General features: G+C 39.2%; 32 protein-coding genes. 11 read left to right on the top strand and 21 right to left on the bottom strand.

Features of this window, described 5'->3' with window-relative positions; genetic code table 11:
- Positions 1–23: 23 nt before the first annotated feature.
- Entirely contained in the window at positions 24–1,022 is a 999-nt protein-coding gene (gene curA / locus LAV82_RS14020; protein ID WP_499716293.1) for an NADPH-dependent curcumin/dihydrocurcumin reductase, read from the bottom strand.
- A 128-nt stretch (positions 1,023–1,150) separates the two neighbouring features.
- On the opposite strand from curA, the gene LAV82_RS14015 reads away from it, so the two are divergent.
- The gene (locus tag LAV82_RS14015) at positions 1,151–1,378 is read left to right on the top strand and encodes a hypothetical protein (RefSeq protein WP_013057853.1); all 228 of its coding nucleotides are present in this window, start codon (positions 1,151–1,153) and stop codon (positions 1,376–1,378) included.
- A 90-nt stretch (positions 1,379–1,468) separates the two neighbouring features.
- On the opposite strand, the gene LAV82_RS14010 is transcribed toward LAV82_RS14015, so the two are convergent.
- On the bottom strand, positions 1,469–1,903 hold the full coding sequence (locus LAV82_RS14010; RefSeq protein WP_499716292.1) for a hypothetical protein: 435 nt from the start codon (positions 1,901–1,903) through the stop codon (positions 1,469–1,471).
- Between the two features lie 244 nt (positions 1,904–2,147).
- Between LAV82_RS14010 and LAV82_RS14005 the strand changes: the two genes are divergently transcribed.
- Complete coding sequence (locus tag LAV82_RS14005) at positions 2,148–2,606, top strand: GyrI-like domain-containing protein (protein WP_499716291.1); 459 nt, start codon at positions 2,148–2,150, stop codon at positions 2,604–2,606.
- Between the two features lie 28 nt (positions 2,607–2,634).
- On the opposite strand, the gene LAV82_RS14000 is transcribed toward LAV82_RS14005, so the two are convergent.
- Both LAV82_RS14000 and LAV82_RS13995 read right to left on the bottom strand, forming a co-directional pair.
- On the bottom strand, positions 2,635–3,108 hold the full coding sequence (locus LAV82_RS14000; protein ID WP_013057856.1) for a YwmA family protein: 474 nt from the start codon (positions 3,106–3,108) through the stop codon (positions 2,635–2,637).
- 98 nt (positions 3,109–3,206) lie between these two features.
- A complete protein-coding gene (locus LAV82_RS13995) occupies positions 3,207–3,332 on the bottom strand; it encodes a hypothetical protein (protein ID WP_013057857.1) in 126 nt (41 codons plus the stop codon).
- A gap of 301 nt (positions 3,333–3,633) precedes the next feature.
- On the opposite strand from LAV82_RS13995, the gene LAV82_RS13990 reads away from it, so the two are divergent.
- The gene (locus tag LAV82_RS13990) at positions 3,634–4,518 is read left to right on the top strand and encodes a YitT family protein (protein ID WP_013057858.1); all 885 of its coding nucleotides are present in this window, start codon (positions 3,634–3,636) and stop codon (positions 4,516–4,518) included.
- A gap of 39 nt (positions 4,519–4,557) precedes the next feature.
- Here LAV82_RS13990 and LAV82_RS13985 read toward each other — a convergent pair whose 3' ends face one another.
- The 9 genes from LAV82_RS13985 to LAV82_RS13945 all read right to left on the bottom strand — a co-directional run bounded on the left by LAV82_RS13985 (position 4,558) and on the right by LAV82_RS13945 (position 10,024).
- Positions 4,558–5,316, bottom strand: a complete 759-nt coding sequence (locus tag LAV82_RS13985) for a cytochrome c oxidase assembly protein (protein WP_499716289.1) — start codon at positions 5,314–5,316, stop codon at positions 4,558–4,560.
- On the bottom strand, positions 5,309–5,791 hold the full coding sequence (locus tag LAV82_RS13980) for a DUF2243 domain-containing protein (RefSeq protein ID WP_499716288.1): 483 nt from the start codon (positions 5,789–5,791) through the stop codon (positions 5,309–5,311). Before LAV82_RS13980 ends, LAV82_RS13985 begins: the two co-directional genes overlap by 8 nt.
- Before the next feature lie 1,077 nt (positions 5,792–6,868).
- Positions 6,869–7,279 carry a disulfide oxidoreductase gene (locus LAV82_RS13975; RefSeq protein ID WP_013057862.1) on the bottom strand — a complete coding sequence of 137 codons (411 nt, stop codon included), beginning with the start codon at positions 7,277–7,279 and terminating at the stop codon, positions 6,869–6,871.
- Positions 7,279–7,986 (bottom strand): DsbA family protein, encoded by a 708-nt coding sequence (locus LAV82_RS13970; RefSeq protein ID WP_013057863.1) that lies wholly within the window; start codon positions 7,984–7,986, stop codon positions 7,279–7,281. Before LAV82_RS13970 ends, LAV82_RS13975 begins: the two co-directional genes overlap by 1 nt.
- Before the next feature lie 45 nt (positions 7,987–8,031).
- Positions 8,032–8,883 carry a M56 family metallopeptidase gene (locus LAV82_RS13965; RefSeq protein ID WP_013083927.1) on the bottom strand — a complete coding sequence of 284 codons (852 nt, stop codon included), beginning with the start codon at positions 8,881–8,883 and terminating at the stop codon, positions 8,032–8,034.
- A 3-nt stretch (positions 8,884–8,886) separates the two neighbouring features.
- Entirely contained in the window at positions 8,887–9,300 is a 414-nt protein-coding gene (locus LAV82_RS13960) for a BlaI/MecI/CopY family transcriptional regulator (protein WP_013057865.1), read from the bottom strand.
- A gap of 84 nt (positions 9,301–9,384) precedes the next feature.
- Positions 9,385–9,522, bottom strand: a complete 138-nt coding sequence (locus LAV82_RS13955) for a YvrJ family protein (RefSeq protein ID WP_013057866.1) — start codon at positions 9,520–9,522, stop codon at positions 9,385–9,387.
- 55 nt (positions 9,523–9,577) lie between these two features.
- Positions 9,578–9,790 (bottom strand): DUF2922 domain-containing protein, encoded by a 213-nt coding sequence (locus LAV82_RS13950; protein WP_211077842.1) that lies wholly within the window; start codon positions 9,788–9,790, stop codon positions 9,578–9,580.
- A gap of 15 nt (positions 9,791–9,805) precedes the next feature.
- Positions 9,806–10,024: a DUF1659 domain-containing protein gene (locus LAV82_RS13945; protein WP_013057868.1), complete on the bottom strand. Its 219-nt coding sequence runs from the start codon at positions 10,022–10,024 to the stop codon at positions 9,806–9,808.
- Between the two features lie 118 nt (positions 10,025–10,142).
- Between LAV82_RS13945 and LAV82_RS13940 the strand changes: the two genes are divergently transcribed.
- A complete protein-coding gene (locus LAV82_RS13940; protein WP_097812218.1) occupies positions 10,143–10,586 on the top strand; it encodes a hypothetical protein in 444 nt (147 codons plus the stop codon).
- A 38-nt stretch (positions 10,587–10,624) separates the two neighbouring features.
- Here the strand turns inward: LAV82_RS13940 and LAV82_RS13935 are convergent, their stop codons facing one another.
- Together LAV82_RS13935 and LAV82_RS13930 are read right to left on the bottom strand one after the other, a co-directional pair.
- Entirely contained in the window at positions 10,625–10,771 is a 147-nt protein-coding gene (locus LAV82_RS13935; RefSeq protein WP_013057870.1) for a hypothetical protein, read from the bottom strand.
- A 157-nt stretch (positions 10,772–10,928) separates the two neighbouring features.
- The gene (locus LAV82_RS13930; protein WP_499716286.1) at positions 10,929–12,251 is read right to left on the bottom strand and encodes an AlbA family DNA-binding domain-containing protein; all 1,323 of its coding nucleotides are present in this window, start codon (positions 12,249–12,251) and stop codon (positions 10,929–10,931) included.
- A gap of 148 nt (positions 12,252–12,399) precedes the next feature.
- Here LAV82_RS13930 and LAV82_RS13925 point away from each other — a divergent pair, with 148 nt between their 5' ends.
- A complete protein-coding gene (locus LAV82_RS13925) occupies positions 12,400–12,954 on the top strand; it encodes an HAD-IIIA family hydrolase (protein WP_035439049.1) in 555 nt (184 codons plus the stop codon).
- On the opposite strand, the gene LAV82_RS13920 is transcribed toward LAV82_RS13925, so the two are convergent.
- Entirely contained in the window at positions 12,905–13,480 is a 576-nt protein-coding gene (locus LAV82_RS13920) for a poly-gamma-glutamate hydrolase family protein (RefSeq protein ID WP_013057873.1), read from the bottom strand. The genes LAV82_RS13925 and LAV82_RS13920 overlap by 50 nt on opposite strands.
- 221 nt (positions 13,481–13,701) lie before the next feature.
- Between LAV82_RS13920 and LAV82_RS13915 the strand changes: the two genes are divergently transcribed.
- On the top strand, positions 13,702–14,235 hold the full coding sequence (locus LAV82_RS13915; protein WP_013057874.1) for a TetR/AcrR family transcriptional regulator: 534 nt from the start codon (positions 13,702–13,704) through the stop codon (positions 14,233–14,235).
- Positions 14,232–14,558 (top strand): DMT family transporter, encoded by a 327-nt coding sequence (locus LAV82_RS13910; RefSeq protein ID WP_013057875.1) that lies wholly within the window; start codon positions 14,232–14,234, stop codon positions 14,556–14,558. Before LAV82_RS13915 ends, LAV82_RS13910 begins: the two co-directional genes overlap by 4 nt.
- 97 nt (positions 14,559–14,655) lie before the next feature.
- Here the strand turns inward: LAV82_RS13910 and LAV82_RS13905 are convergent, their stop codons facing one another.
- Together LAV82_RS13905 and cspD are read right to left on the bottom strand one after the other, a co-directional pair.
- Positions 14,656–16,233 (bottom strand): peptide chain release factor 3, encoded by a 1,578-nt coding sequence (locus LAV82_RS13905; protein WP_013057876.1) that lies wholly within the window; start codon positions 16,231–16,233, stop codon positions 14,656–14,658.
- A 242-nt stretch (positions 16,234–16,475) separates the two neighbouring features.
- On the bottom strand, positions 16,476–16,673 hold the full coding sequence (cspD, locus tag LAV82_RS13900; RefSeq protein ID WP_013057877.1) for a cold-shock protein CspD: 198 nt from the start codon (positions 16,671–16,673) through the stop codon (positions 16,476–16,478).
- 327 nt (positions 16,674–17,000) lie between these two features.
- On the opposite strand from cspD, the gene LAV82_RS13895 reads away from it, so the two are divergent.
- Positions 17,001–17,723, top strand: coding sequence for a DUF421 domain-containing protein (locus LAV82_RS13895; protein WP_231101754.1), 723 nt, complete (start codon positions 17,001–17,003; stop codon positions 17,721–17,723).
- 302 nt (positions 17,724–18,025) lie between these two features.
- Here the strand turns inward: LAV82_RS13895 and LAV82_RS13890 are convergent, their stop codons facing one another.
- Positions 18,026–19,513, bottom strand: a complete 1,488-nt coding sequence (locus tag LAV82_RS13890; protein ID WP_211077836.1) for a hypothetical protein — start codon at positions 19,511–19,513, stop codon at positions 18,026–18,028.
- 92 nt (positions 19,514–19,605) lie between these two features.
- Positions 19,606–19,782 (bottom strand): hypothetical protein, encoded by a 177-nt coding sequence (locus LAV82_RS13885; protein ID WP_016764823.1) that lies wholly within the window; start codon positions 19,780–19,782, stop codon positions 19,606–19,608.
- Positions 19,783–20,048: 266 nt separating this feature from the next.
- On the opposite strand from LAV82_RS13885, the gene LAV82_RS13880 reads away from it, so the two are divergent.
- The 3 genes from LAV82_RS13880 (at position 20,049) to LAV82_RS13870 (ending at position 22,290) form a co-directional block, all read left to right on the top strand.
- Entirely contained in the window at positions 20,049–20,663 is a 615-nt protein-coding gene (locus LAV82_RS13880) for an NAD(P)-dependent oxidoreductase (protein WP_013057881.1), read from the top strand.
- A 22-nt stretch (positions 20,664–20,685) separates the two neighbouring features.
- Complete coding sequence (locus LAV82_RS13875) at positions 20,686–20,934, top strand: hypothetical protein (RefSeq protein ID WP_029322842.1); 249 nt, start codon at positions 20,686–20,688, stop codon at positions 20,932–20,934.
- 276 nt (positions 20,935–21,210) lie between these two features.
- The gene (locus LAV82_RS13870) at positions 21,211–22,290 is read left to right on the top strand and encodes a PrsW family intramembrane metalloprotease (RefSeq protein ID WP_013057883.1); all 1,080 of its coding nucleotides are present in this window, start codon (positions 21,211–21,213) and stop codon (positions 22,288–22,290) included.
- 468 nt (positions 22,291–22,758) lie between these two features.
- Here the strand turns inward: LAV82_RS13870 and LAV82_RS13865 are convergent, their stop codons facing one another.
- On the bottom strand, positions 22,759–22,899 hold the full coding sequence (locus LAV82_RS13865) for a hypothetical protein (RefSeq protein ID WP_013057884.1): 141 nt from the start codon (positions 22,897–22,899) through the stop codon (positions 22,759–22,761).
- Between the last annotated feature and the right edge of the window lie 48 nt (positions 22,900–22,947).

Raw genomic sequence — 22,947 nt, 5'->3', positions numbered from 1 at the left:
TATTCCCGCACGGGTTTTTACGCTTATTCTGCTACTTTTACAAGCTGTTTTCCTAAGTTTGCTCCTTCAAATAAACCAAGGAACGCTTCAGGTACATTTTCAAAACCTTCTACAACGTTTTCGCTGTACTTGATTTTTCCTTGCTGCACCCATTCGCCTAACTGCTTAATGCCTTCAGGGAATTTGTCCGCATAGTCGGCTACAATAAAGCCTTTCATTAACGCACTGTTAATTAATAAAGGTGTTTGAACACGCGGTCCAACATCTTGTTTTTCTAAGTTATACAGTGAAATTTGGCCGCAAAGCGGAATGCGCGCAAACTTATTTAATAAGCTAACAACTGCATCTGAAATCTCTCCGCCGACGTTTTCAAAGTAAACATCAACGCCATTAGGACACGCTTCTTTCAACGCTTCTTTCACATTTCCTTTTTTATAATTAATCACTTCATCAAATCCGAGCTCATCTTTTAAATAAGCAATTTTATCTTCAGAACCTGCGATGCCGACAACACGTGCGCCTTTAATTTTAGCGATTTGACCAACAACAGATCCAACAGCACCTGCTGCACCGGAAACGACTACTGTTTCGCCTTCTTTTGGCTGACCGATTTCAAGCAGTCCAAAGTAAGCTGTGAGACCAGGCATACCAAGAACGCCGATAGCCGTTGTAATTGGCGTTAGCTCTGGATCAACTTTCTGTAAGTTTTTTGCTTCTGCAGCTGAATAGCGTTTCCAAGGAAGCATTCCCGTCACGATATCGCCTTCTTTAAAGCGATCTGATTTTGATTCCATTACGCGTGCTACAATGCCGCCTGCAAGCGGTGCGTTTAGCTCAAATGGAGGAACATATGATTTTGTATCGTTCATGCGTCCTCTCATATACGGATCAACAGAAAGGTAAAGAGTTTGAACAAGTACCTCGCCTTCTTTCGCTGTAGGCATTTCAATTTTTTCGTATTTAAACGTATCTTTTGTTGGCATTCCCTTTGGGCGTTCTGCTAATAAAATTTGTTCATTCATCGATATCGCTCCTTTTTATTTCTCTGTTTTTTGTAAAATGTGCTAAACTTACCTTTGTTATTTTAAATTATATATTGTGCACAACGCAAAAAATATGATTGTGCAATAACATCAAAGGAGAAAAAGACATGGAGCTAATTCGCTGTAAAGAAAATGTTGTTAAAAAACTAAACGAGTTTGTTGAAGTAACTCCCCCCGTTATTTTGTTTAAAAAAGGCAATATGTATCCGATTAAAATGGATATCAACTATAATTGGATTGCCACGGATGAACAAGGTCATGAGCATATTGTCGCTTCAAACACAAAGAATGTGCAGGACGACTACTGGTTTAGCTACCATTTTGACTTATATTAAGGAGTTTCCCGGATTTCCTCTTCATAAACGTTATATAAATAAAGTGTTGCATCAGTAAAAAAACAGCTCCAGAATTCTGGCGCTGTTTTTTTATGTAGTAATCGCAATTGCACGTGTATTTGTTTGAGCAGTCACCCCGGTTGAAAACCGGCTAAAAAACTCTATTCTCACTGAGTACGTGTATGTACCAATTGATGTTACTGTATCTACCCATGTAAAAGAAAGAGCGTTTTGCTGAGTAAATGATAGTGTTAAAACGGCTGCAGCTCCCTGCTGTAAATTCTGTGAAAACAAAAGCTGAGAATTTCTATATACTCTAAGTGTTACTCCATATTGATAACTAGTTAATCCAAGGGGAATACTTGATTCAATTGTAGCAAAACCGTCTATTTTCATCTTTTGGTTGGGTTTTTTCGTCTCAGCGTCTACACTTAAAATGCTCGTTTCCGAACCATAAGTCAATGTCTGCACGTTTTGAGACTGCGCTGAAAATATGTTCAGCTGACCTTGAATTACGTCTCCCATCTTCCTACCTCTAATATGAATTACATGGTATTAAAGTATATACTCTCCTTTTATTTAACATAACTAAGAGTTTACTAATCTCCACTAATCAGCTTGCCAGAACTATCTCTTGATTCACAAAAGCTATCTTTTATAATGTTCCATTTTCTGCATCGATATCTACTTAAGATTATGTTACAATCACGGTAAAGTAATTTATGATTGATAGAATAAAAGCTAGAGCTTGAAAAATTCGAGGTGGATTATGCAAGGTAAAGTTGTATATAAAGAAGGATTTTCAGTGATAGGCATAGCAAAAAACGGAGAGTATCAAAAAGAGAATCTTTTGAAGCAAGTACTTAAAGAAAAAGAAATGATTAGCTCTTCAAAAGAACCTCATATGGTTACAGGCATTTGCATGGCTCCGAAAAAAGAAAATTATTTTTATATTGCAGGGACAGAAGTGGCTGATACGGCTTGTATTCCAAACGGTATGAGCGTTCATACGTTTCCTTCGTTTACATACCTGCAGTTTAAACACAGAGGTCCCATTACATCGCTTGGGTCGACGTATAACAGCATCTGGAATGAATGGCTTCCGAACTCTCCTTACAGCATGATTGAAGGTCCTGCTCTTGAAATTGTAAATACAGCTATACACAGCAATTTATATAGTGATACATATGAAATGGATATTTATATTCCCATAAAGCTGGGACAATAAAAAAGGTGAACTTAAGTTCACCTTTTTCCTATTTTTGCAGCTGTTTATATAAATGATAAAGAGTAAAAACGCACTCTGGATGACGCTCTTTATGGTTAAAAAATCCATGGGGAAACATGAGTGAAAGATTCCCTTTTTCAATTCCGGTCACATACTTGTTTTCCATAAGCGGATATTCTTTCACAACCCAGCGCGCTTCGTCAATAGTAGACGTAACCACTTCACCAAAGTATACGCCCATGCACTCTTCGAATTCTTCTTTTGTCATCGAAAAATAGTCAAAACAATTGCTGTCTTCTAGATCATAGTAAAGAAGCTCTAATATTTTCAAGCTTTCATCTGTAAAATCAACGGTGAATTCATCTACCGCTTTGCTTATTTCATGAATGTGATTCATGCACTGTTCGCGCACTTGATGATAGTAATAGCTAGCTTCAAACTGATGTTCACACGTCACTAACGATTCTCCGTATGATGCTGTTAGATCATGATGCTTGCTCATGCTGACACCTCCACGCTAAGCTTATGAAGCAAGTATAACATTAACCAAGCAGCTATTGAGCATCTTCCATTAACAACCTATCCGTGGCAATATTAGGTTCACTTTTTGCTCATTATTCTGCCGTACACAAATCCTCCGCTAACAAGAAGAATACCGCTAATTAATACGCTGCTTAAAAAGGTTTGCGAATGCATCAAGTGATTATACATCATCCACACGCTCATTTCGTCATCTCCTTTTGGCTTTTTTAACTAGTATCCCCGATTTTCTTACCGCACATGCCGGCGTTTTCACTGTTTTTTCATCAAGTTTCTATATAGTTAAAGCCGTGAAGCCAACTATCTTTTTTCATCGTTTTACTCTTTAAAAAGCCTGCTTATGACTCTAAAGCAGGCTTTTTTTACATGGTGAAACAAGTAATTAAGCCGTCTATCCCCACTAATTGTGCATAGTAAGGTATAATTAAAGATAGTTTCACTTTTCTAAAGTGAGAAATACATATGAGGCATCAAAGGAGACATGCAAATGACAGAACTCGAAAAAGCGAAAATTCAGCACCGAAAGCTGTCCAAGGGACAGGTATTTGGAAGGGCCGTCGCCATTGCAATCGGTGCGCTGCTCATGGCCACAGGACTTGAAATTTTCCTTGTCCCAAACCACGTTGTCGACGGAGGAATTACCGGTATTTCCATCATGCTTTCGCATATTACTGGCGTAAATCTAGGAATCTTTCTTTTTGTACTAAATCTTCCGTTTGTATTTATCGGGTACAAGCAAATGGGGAAAACATTTGCCCTTTCCACTATTTTTGGCATACTGGTTGTATCCATCTTAACTTCTATGTTTCATGAAGTCCCCGCGTTTACCGCAGACGTTCTCCTTGCTACCGTTTTTGGAGGAATTATTCTCGGAATTGGAATTGGACTCGTAATTCGCTACGGCGGAGCGCTTGACGGTACAGAGATACTTGCCATTTTAATCAGTAAAAAAATTCCGTTTTCTGTGGGAGAAATTGTGATGTTTTTCAACTTCTTCATTTTAGGAGCAGCGGGATTTGTGTTCACGTGGGACCGCGCCATGTATTCCATCCTTGCTTATATCATTGCAGCTAAAGCCATTGATACGGTTGTAGAAGGATTGGAAGAATCAAAATCAGCCTGGATTATTAGTGAATATTCCGACGAAATTGGCGATGCGATTAATGCGCGTCTAGGTCGAGGCGTTACCTATTTGCACGGTGAAGGTGCTTATACGGGCGATGATAAAAAAGTGATTTTCTGCATCATTACGCGCCTTGAAGAATCAAAGCTAAAAACCATTGTTGAAGATTTTGACCCTACTGCCTTTTTAGCCGTTGCAGATATTACCGAAGTCCGCGGCGGACGCTTTAAAAAACGAAACATTCACTAAAAAAACGCGCAGAAAGCATGATGCTTTCTGCGCGTTTTTTTATATAAGAGATACTTTTTGAACCCGCTTAAACCATTCATAACAAAGAAGCACAATTAAACATAAGTCGATTAAATCGCCTCCGTAATACATCAGCATAGCCCCTTGCTGCGCCCCTTCCGCCGAGACGTGCATAGGCGGGTGAGCGTACACATATTTTGATAAAATACCGTGAGCGGCAAGAGCAAGAACCAATACGGATGCTCGGTGCGTAAAAGTTTTTTGATGCGGCGAAGGATCAATTGAAATCATCGATACGGTGAATAAATAGCCGGCTAAAAATACGTGAATATGTACAGCGACATACACGAAAAAAGAGTGATGCATCATGCCATACAGACTTGTTGTATAAAGAATCCAAAGTCCTCCTACGTTAAGAACAGAAGCTGTCACCGGACTGCTGATGAACCGAACAAACCGTCCTTTTAAAAGTTTTGACACTTTTCTGGCTGCATGAACCGGAAGCGTGCGAAGCAGCAGCGTAAGAGGTGCTCCTAACGCCATTAAAAGCGGAGCTAGCATACCTAAAAGCAAATGCCCCGTCATATGCGCGGTAAAGTCCATATGAGCACGGGCTGCGAGCGGTCCTGCTACAGAAGATATGGCGCATAAAATACCAAGTGTCCAGCTGGACGTCCTATATAATGACCATTTTCTATACGTCGCATTCGAAGACGCTACAGCCCACATATATAAAAAAAAGGCAGCGGCAAAAGGCAGAGCTAATAAAAGCTGAGACAATACTTCATATTTAATCATGATGTGCACCTTGTTTACGTGTAAACCATATTAAAATGATGCCAATAAGCAGCATCAAACATGCAAGTACATTCCACGTAATGTCGTAAGGTGCAATCTTCACTCCGTATCGGATTTGATGAAGTCCCATAAGCTTGTGCTGCACGGTCCCGTCATAAAGCTGAAACGCACCGGCTCCAAGCAATACTCCTCCTATCCACCTTTTCACCCACCAGCCGCCCCGGCGCCTAAGATCCGCCACCATAAAAAGTGATGCAATTGTAGCGAACCAGCTGAATGCATGAAACAAACCGTCCGACACTAAACCAGCGGACGTTGTGGACTTATCATAAAAATGATGCCAATGAAGCAGCTGATGAAACACTGCTTCATCAATAAAAGCAACTAACCCTACGCCAAACAAAAAGCCTGACCAGCTATTTCGAGCGCGGTGAACCACGCGCTGATTTGTAGTTGCTTCGTGTTTCTTTTCCATATATATACCTCCCTGGCAGCTCTTTAAGTTTATATCGATTCTAATGAACGTATACCCTATTAAAGAGAAATGAATCTATAATATGGAAAAATAGGAGCTATATCCTAATATCGTTTTCACTATCTTTTCATCATAAAGGTATAGGATAGTACTTGCGAAGCCAATTAGCATATTTTTTTCATAGTTTTACTCCTTTTGAAGATCTGCTTCCCCAGAGCAGGTCTTTTTTTATATCCCGCTTCTCTTTTCATCATTTTTTCACCATAAAGGTATAGGATAGTACTTGCGAAGCCAATTAGCATATTTTTTTCATAGTTTTACTCCTTTTGAAGATCTGCTTCCCCAGAGCAGGTCTTTTTTTATATCCCGCTTCTCTTTTCATCATTTTTTCACCATAAAGGTATAGGATAGTACTTGCGAAGCCAATTAGCATATTTTTTCATAGTTTTACTCCCTTTCTAATGACCTGTTTCCCCAAAACAGGTCTTTTTTATATCCCGTTTCTCTTTTCATCATTTTTTCACCATAAAGGTATAGGATAGTACTTGCGAAGCCAATTAGCATATTTTTTTCATAGTTTTACTCCTTTGTGAAGACCTGCTTCCCCAGAGCAGGTCTTTTTTTGTTTGATGTTTCTTTTCACTGTTTTTTCACTATTGGGCGGTAAGATAGTATGTGTAAAGCCAATTAGCATATTTTTTCATAGTTTTACTCCCTTTCTAGTGACCTGTTTCCCCAAAACAGGTCTTTTTTTATTTTTTCTAAAAGCTTCCATCTTTTCACCGTTTTTTCACTTTTCTTTTGTATACTAAGTTTGTCAAAGCAATTTCATCATTTTTCATAAATGACCCCTATTTATTCCCCGCTTTTTGTGAGCGGGGCTTTTTTTATAAGAAAAGCATATTTTCCTCTTATTTTTTAAAAAAGCTTTTCTCTTTTCACCGTTTTTTCACTTTTCTTTTATATACTGTTCTTGTCAAAACAATTTCATCATTTTTCATAGATGTACCCTATTTGCACCCGCTTCTTGTAAGCGGGACTTTTTTTATTTCCATACAAAAAAGCTTAACCTCGAGGTTAAGCTTTTTTCGTCTGCTTGCGAAGAACAAGCATCATAATCGTAATAATGGTAAACGCAATAAACGCTAAAAAAGGAATGGTGATAAACCCAAGCCAGTTAATATATTGACCTGAGCAAGGAACACCGCTTGTACACGTTTCAAATGCTTTAAGAGCCGGTATCTTCTGCAGGCAATAATGATAGCCTGAAAGCGCCATACCAATCACCGAAAACGGCAGGACGTATTTGTAGATGAACGTATCATTCCGATACACGGCTATACCTAGCACAATCGCGAGCGGATACATTAAAATTCGCTGATACCAGCAAAGTTCACACGGGATAAAGTGAAGAACTTCACTAAACGTCAAGCTTCCAAGCATCGCGATAAGCGCTGTAATCCACCCGAAAACCAAAGACTTGTTCATTATTTGTTCTCCTTAGCCGCATCTTTGACCATTTGATCAAAGTCATCGATTGTTTTTCCTTCGAATTTTTTGCCGCCTACATAAATGGTTGGTGTACCTGTGATGCCTAAATCATTGGCTGTCTTCATATCTTGATCAAACGCATCTTTTCCTTTTCCGTCTTTAAATGCACTCGCTACTTTTTTCGCATCGGCATCGCTAGATACTTCTTTCAGCGTATCTTCTAAGTAAGATTCCGTTAAGACATCTTTCTTTTCGTCCGCTGCGTTTTGCTTTTTATAAAGAAGTTCATGGAATTTCCAAAATGTATCGTTTCCAAGCTCTTTATATACCGTCTCGGCAAACTCTGCTGCACGAGATGAGTCATTGTTGATAAACGCATAGTTCATAAAGTAGAATTTGACTTTGCCCGTATCTACATAATCTTTTTGAATCAGCGGGAAAAAGGATTCCGTGAAGTTTTTACAAGCCGGGCATTTGTAATCTCCAAACTCTACTACTTCTACCGGAGCTGACTCTTTTCCAAGATACGGCTGATTATCATATGTAAGAGCGGCCCTTTCATCTCCTCCGCCCTTTGACATATTAGAAAGGACGATTAACCCTAAAATGCAGACCGCAATAATTCCAATCACCCAAAAAATCCACTTGCTCGAGGACGTTTGCTGATTGGGCGTTACTTTTTTCTTTTTCTTTGCTTTTGACACAATCTCATCTCCTTCTTTTCCTTCTTTTCTTTCTCTCTTACAAACTTACAAAGCTGTTAGAGCTGTAAAAATTAGCGCACACAAAATAAAAAACACGTATAGCGACGTCAGCGTTAAAATAACAGGAGGCTGCATCGGCATTTTCGTTTCCGGATTTAAAATATATTGAATGCGATAATTAACCGACGTATCAGCAAACGATACGTGCGCACACGAAAGACTTGTTTGTCCCGTTTTAACCATTTTCAAAAGGGCGCTGCCGATGTGAGCAGACGTGCCATTTTTCACAATGGCATCTTGATCAGCCAGCACTTCACGCATGACTTTGAAACGTTTATGGCTCCATTTAATAAACGGAATATACCATAATGCAGAAGCAAGCGTGCTTAGTAAAAATGTTTTGAGCGGATCTTTGTTTGCAACGTGTGACTGCTCGTGGTAAATAACAGCTTCTAGTTCATTTTCATCAAGCACCGAGAGCAACCCTGTAGACAGAACGATGTGCGGTGTGAACAACCCCATTGTTAATGCAATGGGCTGATCTGTTGTTAAAACTGTTAAATTCTTTCCGTACGCTTTTTGCAGGTGAGCCGTTGTTGTTTCATTTCGCAGCTTCGTAATCATTTTACGGACTTTCCGCATTTGAATCACTTGCTTTACAGCTTTAATGAACAGTACAAACATCGTATGAAAAATAACCGCATTCAGCATGTATTCAATAAAAAACAAGCCGAAAAAGTGGGCTACTTTGTTACAAAGTAAAATTAAGTTAAATGATAAATTCCATCCAAACAGCAAATGCAGCACATACATGCCCATTTGCATAAGCAACGTCACGGCAATAAAAAAGCACAGGTTAAAAATAAGCTTAGAACGCTTTAGTATTCCTTGATTCATTGATTATTCATCCTTTTTTAACTGTTTGACTTTTGATTCGAGCATGCTTAACAGTGAATCATCGACTTCTTCTAACGCATCAAGCATATGAGTAACAGCAAGCGAGCCAAATTCGTCGATCAATTCGTGCGTTAACTCTTTCGACTGAGCGTCGATAAATTCCTCTTTAGAAAGAATCGGCTGATACATCGACGTACGTCCTTTTAAACGCTTTTGCAACACGCCTTTTTCCACCAATCGATTCATAACGGTCATAACGGTGTTGAAGTTAACTGCTTTTTCTTTCTCAAGCACGTGCTGCACATCTTTAATGGACATTTCACTTCCGTTCCATAAAGCCGTCATAATTTTTGCTTCAAGCGGGCCAAAAAAGCGATTAAGGCCGGTTTCGTTAAATTTGAATTTTTCAATTTTCATATTTGACACCTCACACTACCAATTGTAGTGTGAGGTGTCAAATCCGTCAACTTTTCCCTGACAACTGCCTTACAATTGTCATAATCACTTTTTTACTTCATCGGTTAAATGCTGAATGGATAGCACAACTGTATCGAGCTTGGCTTCGATTCGGTGAAGTAAATAAAGCGTCACCACAACGGGAAAACCAACGTCTGAGACAAGCGTAAACCACTCTGTCATCTTCCTCTCTCCTTTTAAAAAAGCCCTTCGCACCGAAGTGGAAGGACTCTCATTTTTAAATCGTAAATTCGGTTACATTTCGCTCGACGATTTGAGCGCCTTTTCTGGCAACGAGCGCTCCGCCGCTTGAAGTAAAGACATCGCTTGCGATCAGCGCATTCATTGCTGCTGTAATGGCTGCCGCGTTTAACGTATCTTTTGGTGATTCAATCGATAGGCTTACTGCTTTTTGTGACTCATTCAAAAACTGCATCGTTAAAGTTTTCATACTCTACCTCTTTTCTTATTTTAAAAGTGAAAACGTGACAACTTCGTTGATTTCAACAAGCGGCAGTGACTGCAGGCTGGCAATGGTTTCACTTGCTGTAATGAGTGCATCTGCAGAACTTCCAGGCTGAATGTTCATATAGGATTTTGTCTTTAAATCGGGTTTTCCATCCTCTTTTATTCCTTGTTCTAATACTAAGCGAAGCTGGCTTGAATGCTGAATTTTTTCTGCCATCTTTTATTCCCCCTTTCACTTTATATATAGAAATGGAAATAGGAAAGAGGGATGATGGAAACATAAAAATTTTTGGTTTATAATGGGAGATAGTCTGAGTTAGAAAGAGGCTTTGGTAATGAGAAAGTGGAGCTTTTTATTTTTTGTTCTAGCATTCATGCATCCAGCTTCAGCACTTGCTGACGAAGGTGCAGATGAAAAAAAGCTTGGTCCGTTTTACTACACGGTTTCTCATGATTATAGTCGAGAAAAATGGGATGTAGGGGTGTTAAATCAGCAAGGCAAAACAAACATTCCTGAGACTGATTTGAACGATGAAACGCTAAAATTGTTTCAGCGTACGGTTGATGATTTAGCAGACCTCGCGATTCGATTTGCTGCTATGAGCGTACTGCTTGTATGTTCACTCGTTGTTTTTACGTACTTTCGCATTCAAAAAAAACGCCCTTTTCTCCGCTTGTTTTTTGTTTTTTCAAGCGTTGGCTTTCTATTTTGCGTCTATACATCATTGGAGTTATTTAAAAAAACTGAACAAGCAAAATCTTTATTTTACTTACTATGACTTGAAACCCAAAAAAACCAGCCGATCGGCTGGTTTTTTCATGCATTTCTTACGGTTATGTACTTCTGTTCATACGTCATTTCTTCCGTTTGCTTTTGCTGCTCCAAATGGTAATAAGCAGCGCATACTCCTCCTAACCCAGCCAGTGCTAGGACAATTAGAAGTATGGATGTCGCTTTTTTCATTGCCTTTTCTCCCCTTATGTTTAACCCTACCTAGCAACGGCATCCGTGAAAAAGAGTCCCCTTTCTCTTCTTTACTTGCTCATTACTTACGAAAGATATTATCATACTTTTTTTCACTTTTGTCATTTTTTTAGTTATTGTCAAAAAGTTGTATATTTTATCCTTGATTTAATGAGTGTTTAAGAAAGTCAATGGACTGGTTTTTTGAAAGGCCAAACGCTGTCACGATATAATCAACGTAGGCAAGAAGCTCCAGATTACCTCCCAATTTTGTCGTTTTAAATGATCGATTAAATCGGTATTGCTTTTTATCTGAAAAGACGAGCCCTTCTTCTTCTAAAAATGTTTGAAATTGCTCATGCGGAAAGTAAAGCACATCGTTTCGAACGTTCTCTAAGTCAATCACAATAATCATATCTTCCAGCTCTGCTTTTAATTCCATCATACAATCAATGTATCCGCCGATGCAGCTGATTAAAGATGTGAGAAAAAAGGGTCCGTTTATATATTGAAACTGCTCAAAAATCGTCTCATCGATGTAGCTTGAAATACTTGACTTTAATACGTCATGAATTTGTTTTGATTCTTCCATGTACGGAATAGGAATATGAAACTTAGCTGATCCGTTATAAAACTGCTCCCACGCAATTGTTTTATCATACGCATCAATCACATCTGTGCTTCGAAAAATGATGGATTCCGCTGAATAAGAGGCTTTAACAAACGGTGTATGCAGCATCACCGTACTCTCGTCGTCCAAACGATAGTGTTTTGGCTCGCTAGACTTGCTTAAAATATATTGTTTTAACCGTTCTTCGTCCATTTGTTCAACTAAATGCAAATCATATAGTGGCAGCACGTACATATTACACATCCCGTAATGAATATAGCTTTTCCCATGCATCGGCCATTTTCTGTTATAGATAGACAGTTCTTTTGTGCAAAATTCCTCTATTCGCTGCGTTTGATCCTCGGATTTTTGATAGAGTCGATCTAAATGATAGCGATCATCGATTTCCGTAACCGGAGATGTGCCGCTTCCAATTCTTCTGTAAATTTTCCCGTAAGACATGTACGGAGGGTTCGGACCTTCGGGGATCCAAATGACAAAAACACCTTGCCTGGGGTGATCTTCAGGTGATAAAAAACGCGTAACGATACGAGGAATGGGATTGGTGACATCTTTAAGCATATTATTAATAAACAGCTCATATTCCTTGCGCTCGAGCAGGTTAATGGAATGGTCGTCTTCATCTACGCCAAAAATAAGCCACCCTCCTTTTTCATTGGCAAACGAAGCGATGATATTTGGGATTTTCCGTTTGACCGTTGAGCTTACTTCGCGCTTGAACTCAAGCTGATAGCCTTCTTCTAAATGTTTTTCCATCATGCGCTGCACATCTGAAAACTCAATTTCTCCAATTGTTTTTTTCTTTCCGTCTTCGCTTATAAATGGTGAATAAAACGATTCTTCGTTCACTTGTCTTCCCCTCCTCACCACTTCTATTTAACTTATCCATATGATGAGAAGTAAAAAGACAGTCATATTTCTTTGATTTTTTTCAAAAAACAATTTTTTTACCAAATTAATCCTGTTTTATATTATGATAGAAAAAGAGGTGATTAATATGATTGAAGCAATATTTTTAGACCGAGACGGAACAATTGGCGGCAGTAATGAAATACAATATCCAGGTGATTTTCAGCTATTCCCCCAAGCAAAACAAGCGATTATAGACATAAAGAAACAAAACATTCCGTTGTTTTCCTTTACGAATCAGCCCGATATTGCAAAAGGAAAGGTAAAGAAATCAGACTTTATCTCTGAGCTTTTAGCTTTTGGATTTGATGATGTTTACCTTTGTCCTCATGAAGATTCGGACAATTGTTCGTGCCGCAAACCAAGGACGGGCATGCTGTTAAAAGCAGCCGAGGAGCACAGCTTAAATTTGGCTAACTGCATCGTGATTGGCGACCGGTGGAAAGACCTCGTAGCGGCTCGTGCAGCAGGAGCACAATGTATTTTAGTGTTAACAGGAGCTGGGCACGACACGTTACATGCACGGGAAAAATGGGCTGACGTACAAGCAGCCTTTATTGCAGCCAATATACAGGAAGCTGTTGAATTTATCTTTACATCACTGAGTTCACAGCCGATACTACCGCATTCACATACTCGTTAAACAGCTGATTATCCTTCAATAATTGTTCATACTGCGGAGTGGTTATTTCAAGCTGCAGTCCTTTATGCCGCTGATTGCCGTTTGCGATATTTCGAGGTGAAACGCCTTTTAAATGTACGGGCGTTTCACTGATCGGAAAACCTGAGAGTGCATGACGCACCGCTTTTTCTAACTCTTCGTCTCTTCCTCCGATATAAGTCGTGCAGACGTCGCTGTAGGCACCGTGAAGAGAAATTGTGACCGCTGATTTTTTAACAAGATGACGCGCCATTTCTTCATCGTAGTTTGCAGACGTAACATGCAATTCAAACGGATTTTCTGTTTTCAGCGTTTTAAATACGTACACCGTTGCGTTCAGCTTTTCTGCTATTTTTTCTGCTACTTCTTCTGTCCCAATTTCCATCGTTCCTCCGTGAATAGCAAGCACGACAATTTCTCTCCGGCGAATGACACATTCTATTTCGTAATCAATTCCCGCTCGTTCACACTGTGATAGTTCTTGAAAACTTTGATACACATCCCTCATCTGTTTCTTCACACCTTTCTTTCATATACCCAGGCTTTATTTTTTCTTTTTCTTCATATAGTAAAGGTATTAACCCTTTGTTTACTCGTTTATTTTTGTTTTTATACTTTATATTTTAGTGTGCACAAAAATTTTTTTTGAAATTCGAAATAAAAGTATTGCCAAACAAACCGTCCAGACGGTAAAGTATTCTAGGGAAAATCAATAAGGAGGAAATTCACGTGTCTACATTTGATGATATATTGCTTGCAGCTACGCAGGTTGTACAGCGCGACGGTGTTGGAAAGTTAACGCTTGAAAAAGTAGCAAAAGAAGCCGGCGTCAGTAAAGGCGGTTTGTTGTATCACTTCTCTTCAAAAGATGAATTGATTAAGCAAATGCTGTATTCAGTCACAAAGAAATATGATGACGGACTAAACGTACAAGTTGAACATGACGATTCTCCTGGCAAATGGAGCCGGGCTTATCTCTCTGAGACGCTTCATGATTTGCAGCGTGAACAAGTGATGAGCGCGGGATTACTTGCAGGTATTGCAACCAATCCTGAACTCCTGCAGCACTTTCAAAAGCAATACGAAAAGTGGCAGCAGCACATTGAACAAGACGCCATTGATCCAGTCCTTGCTACCATTGTGCGCTTAGCAGCTGACGGATTATGGTTCAGTCAAATGTTTGGGCTCGCACCCGTGGATCCAGACATGCAAAAACAGATTCAACAACAACTTCGGAAATTAACAGAGGAGGGTTTTCGATGAAAGCCTATTTATTTTTAGCCATTGCAATTAGTTCAGAGTTATTTGGTACATCTATGTTAAAAGCATCAAACGGATTTACAAAATTTTGGCCTAGCCTTGGTGTTTTATTAGGGTTTGGTCTTGCTTTCTATGCGCTTTCCACATCGCTTCAGCACATTCCACTCAGCGTTGCGTATGCCATTTGGTCTGGCGTAGGAACTGCTGTGACAGCTGTGATTGGCGTAGTCATTTGGAAAGAAAGCGGCAGTCTCACGATGGTATTTGGCATCGTATTAATCATTGCAGGAGTCATTCTTTTAAATTTAAAATCAGTGGCTCACTAAAAAAAGAGCCAGTAAATACTGACTCTTAAGCAAAGGAGGAAAATCGACTGTCTACTTATGAAAGTAGTATGTATCGTTTTCCTTTTTTTATACTCTTTTATAGATTAAACGGATCTAGGAATTTAACAGATGGATATTTGTCCTGGAACAAACGCCATACAAAATCGTTTTCAAACATAAGAACGGAATGCTTATCACGATCTTCTACTAGCATCACGCGAGAATCTAGCATGCGATCTTCAATTGTTGATTTGTCTACCCATTTTGCAATGTTATGAGACATGCGGGTGAATTCAAGATCGACATTGTACTCACCTTTCATACGGTGTTCAAACACTTGGAACTGAAGTTCACCGACTGCTCCTAAAATATAATCTCCAAAGAACGGCGTACGGTAAAGCTGTACGGCTCCTTCTTGTACAAGCTGATTAATCCCTTTTTCAAAGTGCTTGGATTTCATTGCATTTTTCGCACGAACTTTTACAAACAGTTCAGGCGGGAACTTTGGAAGAGCATCAAATTCGAATACTTTTCCCTCTCCTACAATGGTATCGCCAATTTGATACGTGCCTGAATCATACAAGCCAATGATATCCCCTGGATACGCTGTGTCTACTGTTTCACGGCTTGATGCCAAGAACTGATGAGACTGCGCAAGCTTCATTTTACGGTTCGTTCTTGCTAACGTCACGTTCATTCCACGCTCGAATTTCCCTGAACATACGCGTACGAACGCAATGCGGTCGCGGTGAGCTGGGTTCATATTCGCTTGAATTTTGAAGATGAAACCTGAGAAGTTTTCATCCGTAGGCTGAACGGTGCCATTCGTTGATTCACGAGGCTGCGGCGGTGATGTTAATTGTAAAAATGAATTAAAGAAAGACTGTACACCAAAGTTTGCAATCGCACTTCCGAAGAAAACAGGTGTTAATAGGCCTTGCTTTACTTTTTCAATTGAAAAATCATTACCTGCTTCGTCTAATAGAGATAAATCATCCACTAAGCCTGGTAAATACATTTCATCGACGTGTTTTTTAATTTCATCGTCGATATTTTCACCGTCAAAGTCTGCAAAATAGGACTCTTTATTTCCTTGGTATACTTCAATTTGTTTTGAAAAACGGTCATACGTTCCTTGGAATCGTTTCCCCATGCCAATTGGCCACGTTACAGGGTATGATTCAATACCGAGTACATCTTCAATTTCTTCAAGCAGCTCAAGCGGCTCTTTTCCTTCACGGTCTAATTTATTGATAAACGTTAGGATGGGAATACCGCGCATACGGCAAACTTTAAAAAGTTTAAGCGTTTGTGCTTCAATCCCTTTTGTTCCGTCAATAACCATGACCGCACTGTCTACAGCCGTTAAGGTACGATACGTATCCTCACTGAAGTCTTCATGTCCTGGTGTATCCAAGATGTTAATAAAGTGATCTTTATACTCAAACTGCATAACACTTGATGTAACCGAAATTCCACGTTGTTTTTCGATTTCCATCCAGTCAGATGTAGCAAACTTGCCTGATTTTTTTCCTTTAACCGTTCCGGCTGAACGAATCATTCCGCCCAGTAACAGCATTTTTTCTGTTAACGTTGTTTTCCCGGCATCCGGGTGAGAAATAATGGCGAATGTACGACGTGAATCGACCATCGTTTCTTGAAGTTGGTTGCTCATACGTTTTAAAATCCTTTCTGCTCTACAATTCCTATTTTCATCATTTCATTATACGCTTTTTTTATACTGCGTGACTAGTTTTTTTCATAATTGAATACTTCTACAAAATCAAAGAAATCGTCAACAAGGTGTAAAAAGCGAACAAGAAAAGACCCCTTTTATAAAAGGGGCCTTCTCCCAGTTTAGTTTAACGAACGACCAGAGAAACGTTCTGCTGATCGGCTTAAACTTTATAAAAAAAATTACTTTTGAACGTTAGCAGCTTGTGGTCCACGGTTGCCTTCAACGATCTCAAATGTAACTTCTTGACCTTCTTCTAAAGTTTTGAAACCTTCGCCTTGGATAGCAGAGAAATGAACGAATACATCGTCTTGTCCTTCTACTTCGATGAAACCGAAACCTTTTTCAGCGTTGAACCATTTTACTTTACCTTGTAACATATCTCTTTTCCTCCTTGTGTGACAATCCACACATTGTGTATTACTCTATTCCTGCTCTTACAATAAGTCAAGACGAACACTTCGAACTATCCTTACCGAACAAAAATAAGCACCTTTATTGTAACAAATCCTCCAAAAAAATTCAAAGGAATTTGCACATTCTTTTTGTTTGCTTTGATCCCTTACCTACAGCCTTTCCGCCCCTTTTTAAGCAGCCGAAAGTGAACGCATTATCCGCCCTTCTTCTTGATGTTTTTTCTTGTATAACGATCCTTTAAATGGATAACGCTATAGAGATAGATACTCTTTCTATTTATGAGAAAGCAGGTGACATCACAACCTATGGAAGACATTCTCATGTCCCTTCTTAGAACCTTTGTTTCTTTTATTATCTTAAGCATTACAACTTTCCTGATTGGAAAACAAATTAACACGCATAATAATCATTTTACATTTGCGATGTCCATCATTATTGGGTCGTTCATTGCAAATATGGGATTTGATTTAAAATTAAAATTTCTGCCGATGTTCGCTTCTTTTGCTTTTCTTGTGGCCATTCATTTTCTTTTAGCATCAACAGCTCTAAAAAGCAGACGCTTGCGAAAATGGATTTCAGGTCGCCCGACGGTTATTATGGAAAAAGGAAAGCTTCTTGAAGCAAATATGAAAAAAGTCAAATATTCTATTGACGACTTGAATCAGCATTTACGAGAACTAGGAACATTCAACATTGCTGAAGTAGAATTTGCTGTTTTAGAAGTAAGCGGCAAACTGTCGGTATTAAAGAAAACTGCTTATCAAAACATTGCCAAACAGGACGTTTTGTCTAAGCCGTTTAAAGAAATGAATTTACCGGTAGAACTCATCATGGACGGAGAAATTATTCATAAAAATTTAACATCTCAATATACCGAACAGTGGATCAACCTTGAGCTTTCAAATCGTCAGCTTCAGTTGAACCAAGTGCTGTATGCAGTTGTGTCAACAAACGGCATGCTCTATGTAGATGAGTATAAAGATCAGCTGTCCGCTCCTACAGACAGAGAATAAGATTGAGACATAACTAAATTACGCCAATCTAAAGACAGACAAATGAGGTGAATGAGTTCGTATGGATCCATCTTGACACGGCTGTTGATTTCCTTGCAGGGCTTTGCTTTCCGCGTGCGGCCGGTGAGCCTCCTCGTTGCTTCCGCTTTTCCGGCAGGAATCTTCGCCTTGCTCTCCTATCAACAGCTAGAAGCAATTACATACATAAAACCTATGTTCATGACTACCATGAAAAAATCCGAACGAGTTTGATTCTTGATGGAGAACCAAACTCGTTCGGATAAAATATGTTTGTCCCAGTTTCACTGTGCCATTTCTTCAACGGTTCCTTCTTTTAAGCCATAGTAGTTCCGTTCTAATCGCTTTATTTCTTGATCATAGCGGCGTACTTTTGCATCGGCTAGCTGGCGGCTTTGTTTTGTTTCTTCAAGCAGCTCGACCTGCTGATTAATTTGAAAAATAGTCGTCGTCAGCTCGTCTTGATAATCATAAATTTCATTTTGAATATCCACGCATACGGGCAAGCGATTTGCTAAAATAAAGTCCGTCATTTGCATAAGCACTTTTTTACGCTCTACCTCTTTCACTTTGCTTTTGACGGCCCGTTCTGCAGAACGGAATGTCAGCCTTACTTTAGAGAAGAAGTCACCTTTAATCGAAAGCTTGCGCTGCAGTTCTTCTACATCTTGTTTTAATGATTCATGCTCTTCAATCATTTTTTGAAGCACAAGCCCTCCGTTTAACGATGTGAGCTCCATTTCATCAAGCTGATGGCGGATGGCTGTTTTGAGCGTTTCAATTTGTTTCACCGTCTTTTTCTCCGTAGCGCGGAGCTGCTTAACATACTGCTCTGTTTTATAAATAAAGCTGTCTAACCGTTCACGGTCAAACAGTGACTGCTCTTTCTTTTTCATGTAATCTTGATACCCTGTGTGTACAGATGACCACTTGATCAGCAGAGACTGATAATTCAACAGCTCATCCTGATGCTCAAGCTTGTACGTCCACATCAGCTGAACAACTACTAATAACAGCGGTAAAAAAGTTCCAGCTTCTTTGCGTTTTGCAATAATTTCATGACTTTCAAAGCTCGCCATTAAAAACAGCGGCGCATTCATACTAAATAGCAGTGCTGGCGGGTAATTAACGGGAATAAAGATACTCATTACGGTTGCCATAAGGCCTGAAACAGCAGGGTATGCGTGCGGAGGAAGCTGTTTGTATAGCTCGATTGTCCCTTTTTTTTGCAGCAGTTTCACAAGCGCTTCCTGCTGATATTCTCCTAATGCATCAATCATTCTTTCCTGATACATGGGGGGCAGCTGTTCAATCCAATTCATCAGCTGCTGCTGAAACACAGCTTGCTGACGATTTGTAGCAATCATGTATTGCGAATCAATTAGATGAAAGAACAGTCGGATTTGATGGCGCATTACGTCTTCTAGCGTATGACAGCGTGCAATTGAAAACAGCTCATTGTATTTAGATACAAGCAAATTTCCAATGTTATCACTTAACTCGTACAGCTCGCCATTTGTTGTAGCATGGGAAACAGGAAGTTCAAAAAACTTCGCCATTTCAAGCAAAATATGCAGATGCATGTCTACTTCAGGCTGTTTTTCAAGCAATTTCATTTCTTCTACCAATGACGCTTGAAAATCCGTATGCTCCGTTTGCTGATACTGTGCTGACATTTCCGTATAAATGCGGTGGTCACATAACACATAAGCAGCTCTTAGGATATCGCCTTTAGACGTAAGCAACCCATACAATAACTGTTGTCCGTTCATCTTCACACCGTCCTTCATTAAATTTTCTTACTATAGCTTTCTATCATTTTATACTTTTTCTATAAATTCGATGCAATAGTTCAAATTTCCTGTTATCTTTCTTCTTGCTTCCTTAATACAAAGAGTGCCGTCCAACATGACATCAGTGCCGGCGGAATGGTCCAAGTCATATATCGCCACTCACCCGTCACAAGTGCCATAATGAGAAAGATGAGCGGAAAACCTATTAGTACTATGATAACACGTGCTCGGCTTACCGATTTTTTCATAGTGCATCGCCCCTTCTGTTCGTCCCTTATTCCTATAATACCCTTTCGCTTCTATAGCATTAAACACCTTTATAAACCGTTCGTACATTTCTTTGTTTTCTAGACAGTCTATGACATAAGTTTTAAAAAAGAACGGAGGATACCTCTTACTTTGATGAATCTCGTAAGCAGCTTTTATGTTTTGACAAGCTAAATCGAGAAAAATGTGTTATGGTAAAAGAAAATTTCGTTTTTACTACCTACATTGAAACGAAAGGGTTGATCGTATGAACATTTTTTTGATTGGCGCAAGCGGCAGGACCGGACAGGAATTAATAAAGCAAGCGATTAAAAACGGACATTATGTAAAAGCATTTGTGAGAAATCCATCTAAGCTTAAGATAACGCATGCGAACGTACACATCATACAAGGCGACGTGCTTGATTATTATGAAGTGTGTCAGGCCATGCGAGGGTGTGATGCAGTAATTTCTTGTCTTGGGACCGAAAATCTAGGGCATTCTACCCTTTTAGTAGAAACGACAAATCTGCTGATTCAATGTATGAACGAAAACGGAATTCAGCGTATCGCCTACACGGCTTCTGCCGGAATCGACGGAGAAATTCCAGGCATGACGGGCTGGCTTGCTCAGCGTATTTTAAAAAATGTGCTTCGCGATCATTACGAAGCCGTGAAGCTCTTGAAGGTAAGCGGGCTCGACTGGACTGTTGCTCGGCCAATGGGGTTAACGAGCGGTCCATTAACTACGTATTATCGTATAGGAGAAGCTAGCGTACCAGAAAACGGACGCAACATCAGCCGTTCTGACGTCGCTCATTTTCTCCTTCAAGCCGTAGAAAACAACAGGCACATAAAAAAATCACTAAGTCTTTCGTATTAAGTGTTCTAAAGGAGTGTTGATAGTGAACCTATCAAAAATTTTTCTAAAAATAAGTCTTGTACTTTTAATGGCATGCGTCTTTATTGAAGGTAATTTTCAGGTGGCGCTTGGCATCTTTGCTGCTGTTTGCATGCTTGTCATAATTTTTGCCAAGCCTCTTTCAAAATCGCTGCTTCCTGCTAATAAAAAAACAGGAAAAAAAGACCGCGAAATATTAATGATGGTCATTGGTGTCATCGTTTTTATTTCAGGAAGCTTTTTTATTGCGTAGAAGCATTGTAAAGAAAACAGGCTTAAATCCACATTTTTAATCATATAAAAGGTTGTGCTGTAAGTCGAATGTTCGGCTTATGACGCAGCCTTTTTTTGGTTTCATGAGGTCTCTTTTAGCAATAGCTTCTGTCTTTTATATACATACCATTCCATTATTTAAGCAAATTACCTATCAACCCCTCTTATGCTTTTTTCATCAGTTCACATAATATATGTAGAAGATGTCATAAGACAAGCGTCAAACGATTTGTATCTAGAAAAAGGAGGAAGATAAATGAAATGCCCCCATTGCGCTTATTCTAATCCGGAAGGGGTAAAATTCTGCTTAAATTGCGGCCATGAAATCGTGGACCGTGATGAAAACTACAGCATATTCTACTTGTTTGCCCATCGTGTTGATAAAATACCAAGAAATGAACGTTCGGTTGAACCTAAATTTCGAAATATATTCTCTCGAGTCTTCCGACAGCACAGTGAAATGGAAGCTGAACGGCTTTTTATTGTAGGAACAGGACTTACGACTCCTAAAATAGAAGAAGTTGTAAACACATGGCCAAAGCCTTGGCTTTTTGCAAGGGTCTTTCTTATTGCGCTTATCGCATACTTAGGGCTATATCTAGGCGTAAGCTTGTTCGAAAACATCAACTTCATACCCGGTCTTATTGTAGTCGGTGCTTTTGCAGTGCCATTTACTACGCTCATTTTCTTTTGGGAAATGAACGCTCCGCAGAATATTGCTATTTACAAAATTGTTTATGTCGTTTTTATTGGCGGAATCCTCTCACTTTTATTAGCACTTGTGTTTTATGATATTCTTGGAAATAACACAAACGTGATCGTGATTGGAATATGCGAGGAACTGGCTAAAGTTATCGCGGTTATTTATTTTGTGCGCAATCTTAAATATAGATATATCCTTAACGGACTCCTCTTGGGAGCTGCAATAGGAGCTGGTTTTGCTGCTTTTGAAACCGCTGGCTATGCTTTACGGGCACTTCTTTCCGGCAGCTTTCACATGCTTTATTCTACAATACTTTGGCGCAGTATTTTTGCTCCTGGAGGACATGTAGCTTGGGCTGCCTTGACTGGAGCTGCCGTCTGCATCGTCCAAGGAGATAAGAAATTTCAGTGGAGCATGTTGATAAAACCAAAATTTCTCGGTGTATTTTTGCTTGTCGTTTTTATGCACGCTCTTTGGGACTCACCTATACTAGGTATTTTGCCCGCTGGACATACAATTTTAACGGTTATATTATGGATTTTAGTATTCAGTATGATTCGTATTGGGCTAAAAGAAATCGCAGATAAAAAGTTGGAGTTGACCTACTGCAAAGAAAAACCTACCCCCTCATAGGAAATGTTCAGCTTGCGTTAAGCTGCTCGTTTTAACTTTTTATTACCTTTATGTTTCATTTTGAAAATTGTTGTTACAAATTGTAAAAAAAAGCATTCAAACTACCTGTACATGGTATGATAACTTCAATAACATGAAAGGGTGACTTGGTGGATGAACCTAACTGAAATTAAGCACATGATAGCAAATTTAGTAAATTATAGAGATAGCGACATTACTTATACTCTTGCCAATAGGTTTACACTAAGTTATTCAAAACAATTAAACAGTTTTCAAATCTGCGACATTGAAAACGATATCATTTATCGTTATGAGGAACCAGAAACAACTGCGTTAGCTCTGTTTAACATGGTCCATAATCTTCCTGAGACTATTTATAGACATACTAATTCGTTTGAACAAGTTTAAAGCAGCAAAAAAAGCTCATTTATTAACTAACATGAGCTTTTTTGCCGGTGTTTATCTATTTTAGTTATTTATAACCTTCTTCAAAAGAAGAATATCCTTTTTAATTGCCCGTCTAATTTCTTCAACTTTACAGCGTTTGTATTCTTGTACTAAGCGATAGAGCTCTCGTTTAAATAAAAATTCATCTTTTTGGTTACTCATAGCAGCATACCCCTTATTAGCTTTCTATCACAAGCGATTAAAGAAAGT

Source organism: Bacillus sp. ILBB4 (genome assembly GCF_035064545.1).
GTDB lineage: Bacteria > Bacillota > Bacilli > Bacillales > Bacillaceae_H > Priestia.
This window is presented reverse-complemented; position numbering and strand designations above follow the sequence as displayed.

What these genes read in the sequence shown, in the direction of transcription:
- curA (WP_499716293.1), bottom strand. Translation starts at nt 1,022, where the DNA reads ATGAATGAACAAATTTTATTAGCAGAACGCCCAAAGGGAATGCCAACA.
- LAV82_RS14015 (WP_013057853.1), top strand. Translation starts at nt 1,151, where the DNA reads ATGGAGCTAATTCGCTGTAAAGAAAATGTTGTTAAAAAACTAAACGAG.
- LAV82_RS14010 (WP_499716292.1), bottom strand. Translation starts at nt 1,903, where the DNA reads ATGGGAGACGTAATTCAAGGTCAGCTGAACATATTTTCAGCGCAGTCT.
- LAV82_RS14005 (WP_499716291.1), top strand. Translation starts at nt 2,148, where the DNA reads ATGCAAGGTAAAGTTGTATATAAAGAAGGATTTTCAGTGATAGGCATA.
- LAV82_RS14000 (WP_013057856.1), bottom strand. Translation starts at nt 3,108, where the DNA reads ATGAGCAAGCATCATGATCTAACAGCATCATACGGAGAATCGTTAGTG.
- LAV82_RS13995 (WP_013057857.1), bottom strand. Translation starts at nt 3,332, where the DNA reads ATGAGCGTGTGGATGATGTATAATCACTTGATGCATTCGCAAACCTTT.
- LAV82_RS13990 (WP_013057858.1), top strand. Translation starts at nt 3,634, where the DNA reads ATGACAGAACTCGAAAAAGCGAAAATTCAGCACCGAAAGCTGTCCAAG.
- LAV82_RS13985 (WP_499716289.1), bottom strand. Translation starts at nt 5,316, where the DNA reads ATGATTAAATATGAAGTATTGTCTCAGCTTTTATTAGCTCTGCCTTTT.
- LAV82_RS13980 (WP_499716288.1), bottom strand. Translation starts at nt 5,791, where the DNA reads ATGGAAAAGAAACACGAAGCAACTACAAATCAGCGCGTGGTTCACCGC.
- LAV82_RS13975 (WP_013057862.1), bottom strand. Translation starts at nt 7,279, where the DNA reads ATGAACAAGTCTTTGGTTTTCGGGTGGATTACAGCGCTTATCGCGATG.
- LAV82_RS13965 (WP_013083927.1), bottom strand. Translation starts at nt 8,883, where the DNA reads ATGAATCAAGGAATACTAAAGCGTTCTAAGCTTATTTTTAACCTGTGC.
- LAV82_RS13960 (WP_013057865.1), bottom strand. Translation starts at nt 9,300, where the DNA reads ATGAAAATTGAAAAATTCAAATTTAACGAAACCGGCCTTAATCGCTTT.
- LAV82_RS13955 (WP_013057866.1), bottom strand. Translation starts at nt 9,522, where the DNA reads ATGACAGAGTGGTTTACGCTTGTCTCAGACGTTGGTTTTCCCGTTGTG.
- LAV82_RS13950 (WP_211077842.1), bottom strand. Translation starts at nt 9,790, where the DNA reads ATGAAAACTTTAACGATGCAGTTTTTGAATGAGTCACAAAAAGCAGTA.
- LAV82_RS13945 (WP_013057868.1), bottom strand. Translation starts at nt 10,024, where the DNA reads ATGGCAGAAAAAATTCAGCATTCAAGCCAGCTTCGCTTAGTATTAGAA.
- LAV82_RS13940 (WP_097812218.1), top strand. Translation starts at nt 10,143, where the DNA reads ATGAGAAAGTGGAGCTTTTTATTTTTTGTTCTAGCATTCATGCATCCA.
- LAV82_RS13935 (WP_013057870.1), bottom strand. Translation starts at nt 10,771, where the DNA reads ATGAAAAAAGCGACATCCATACTTCTAATTGTCCTAGCACTGGCTGGG.
- LAV82_RS13925 (WP_035439049.1), top strand. Translation starts at nt 12,400, where the DNA reads ATGATTGAAGCAATATTTTTAGACCGAGACGGAACAATTGGCGGCAGT.
- LAV82_RS13920 (WP_013057873.1), bottom strand. Translation starts at nt 13,480, where the DNA reads ATGAGGGATGTGTATCAAAGTTTTCAAGAACTATCACAGTGTGAACGA.
- LAV82_RS13910 (WP_013057875.1), top strand. Translation starts at nt 14,232, where the DNA reads ATGAAAGCCTATTTATTTTTAGCCATTGCAATTAGTTCAGAGTTATTT.
- LAV82_RS13905 (WP_013057876.1), bottom strand. Translation starts at nt 16,233, where the DNA reads ATGAGCAACCAACTTCAAGAAACGATGGTCGATTCACGTCGTACATTC.
- cspD (WP_013057877.1), bottom strand. Translation starts at nt 16,673, where the DNA reads ATGTTACAAGGTAAAGTAAAATGGTTCAACGCTGAAAAAGGTTTCGGT.
- LAV82_RS13890 (WP_211077836.1), bottom strand. Translation starts at nt 19,513, where the DNA reads ATGAACGGACAACAGTTATTGTATGGGTTGCTTACGTCTAAAGGCGAT.
- LAV82_RS13885 (WP_016764823.1), bottom strand. Translation starts at nt 19,782, where the DNA reads ATGAAAAAATCGGTAAGCCGAGCACGTGTTATCATAGTACTAATAGGT.
- LAV82_RS13880 (WP_013057881.1), top strand. Translation starts at nt 20,049, where the DNA reads ATGAACATTTTTTTGATTGGCGCAAGCGGCAGGACCGGACAGGAATTA.
- LAV82_RS13870 (WP_013057883.1), top strand. Translation starts at nt 21,211, where the DNA reads ATGAAATGCCCCCATTGCGCTTATTCTAATCCGGAAGGGGTAAAATTC.
- LAV82_RS13865 (WP_013057884.1), bottom strand. Translation starts at nt 22,899, where the DNA reads ATGAGTAACCAAAAAGATGAATTTTTATTTAAACGAGAGCTCTATCGC.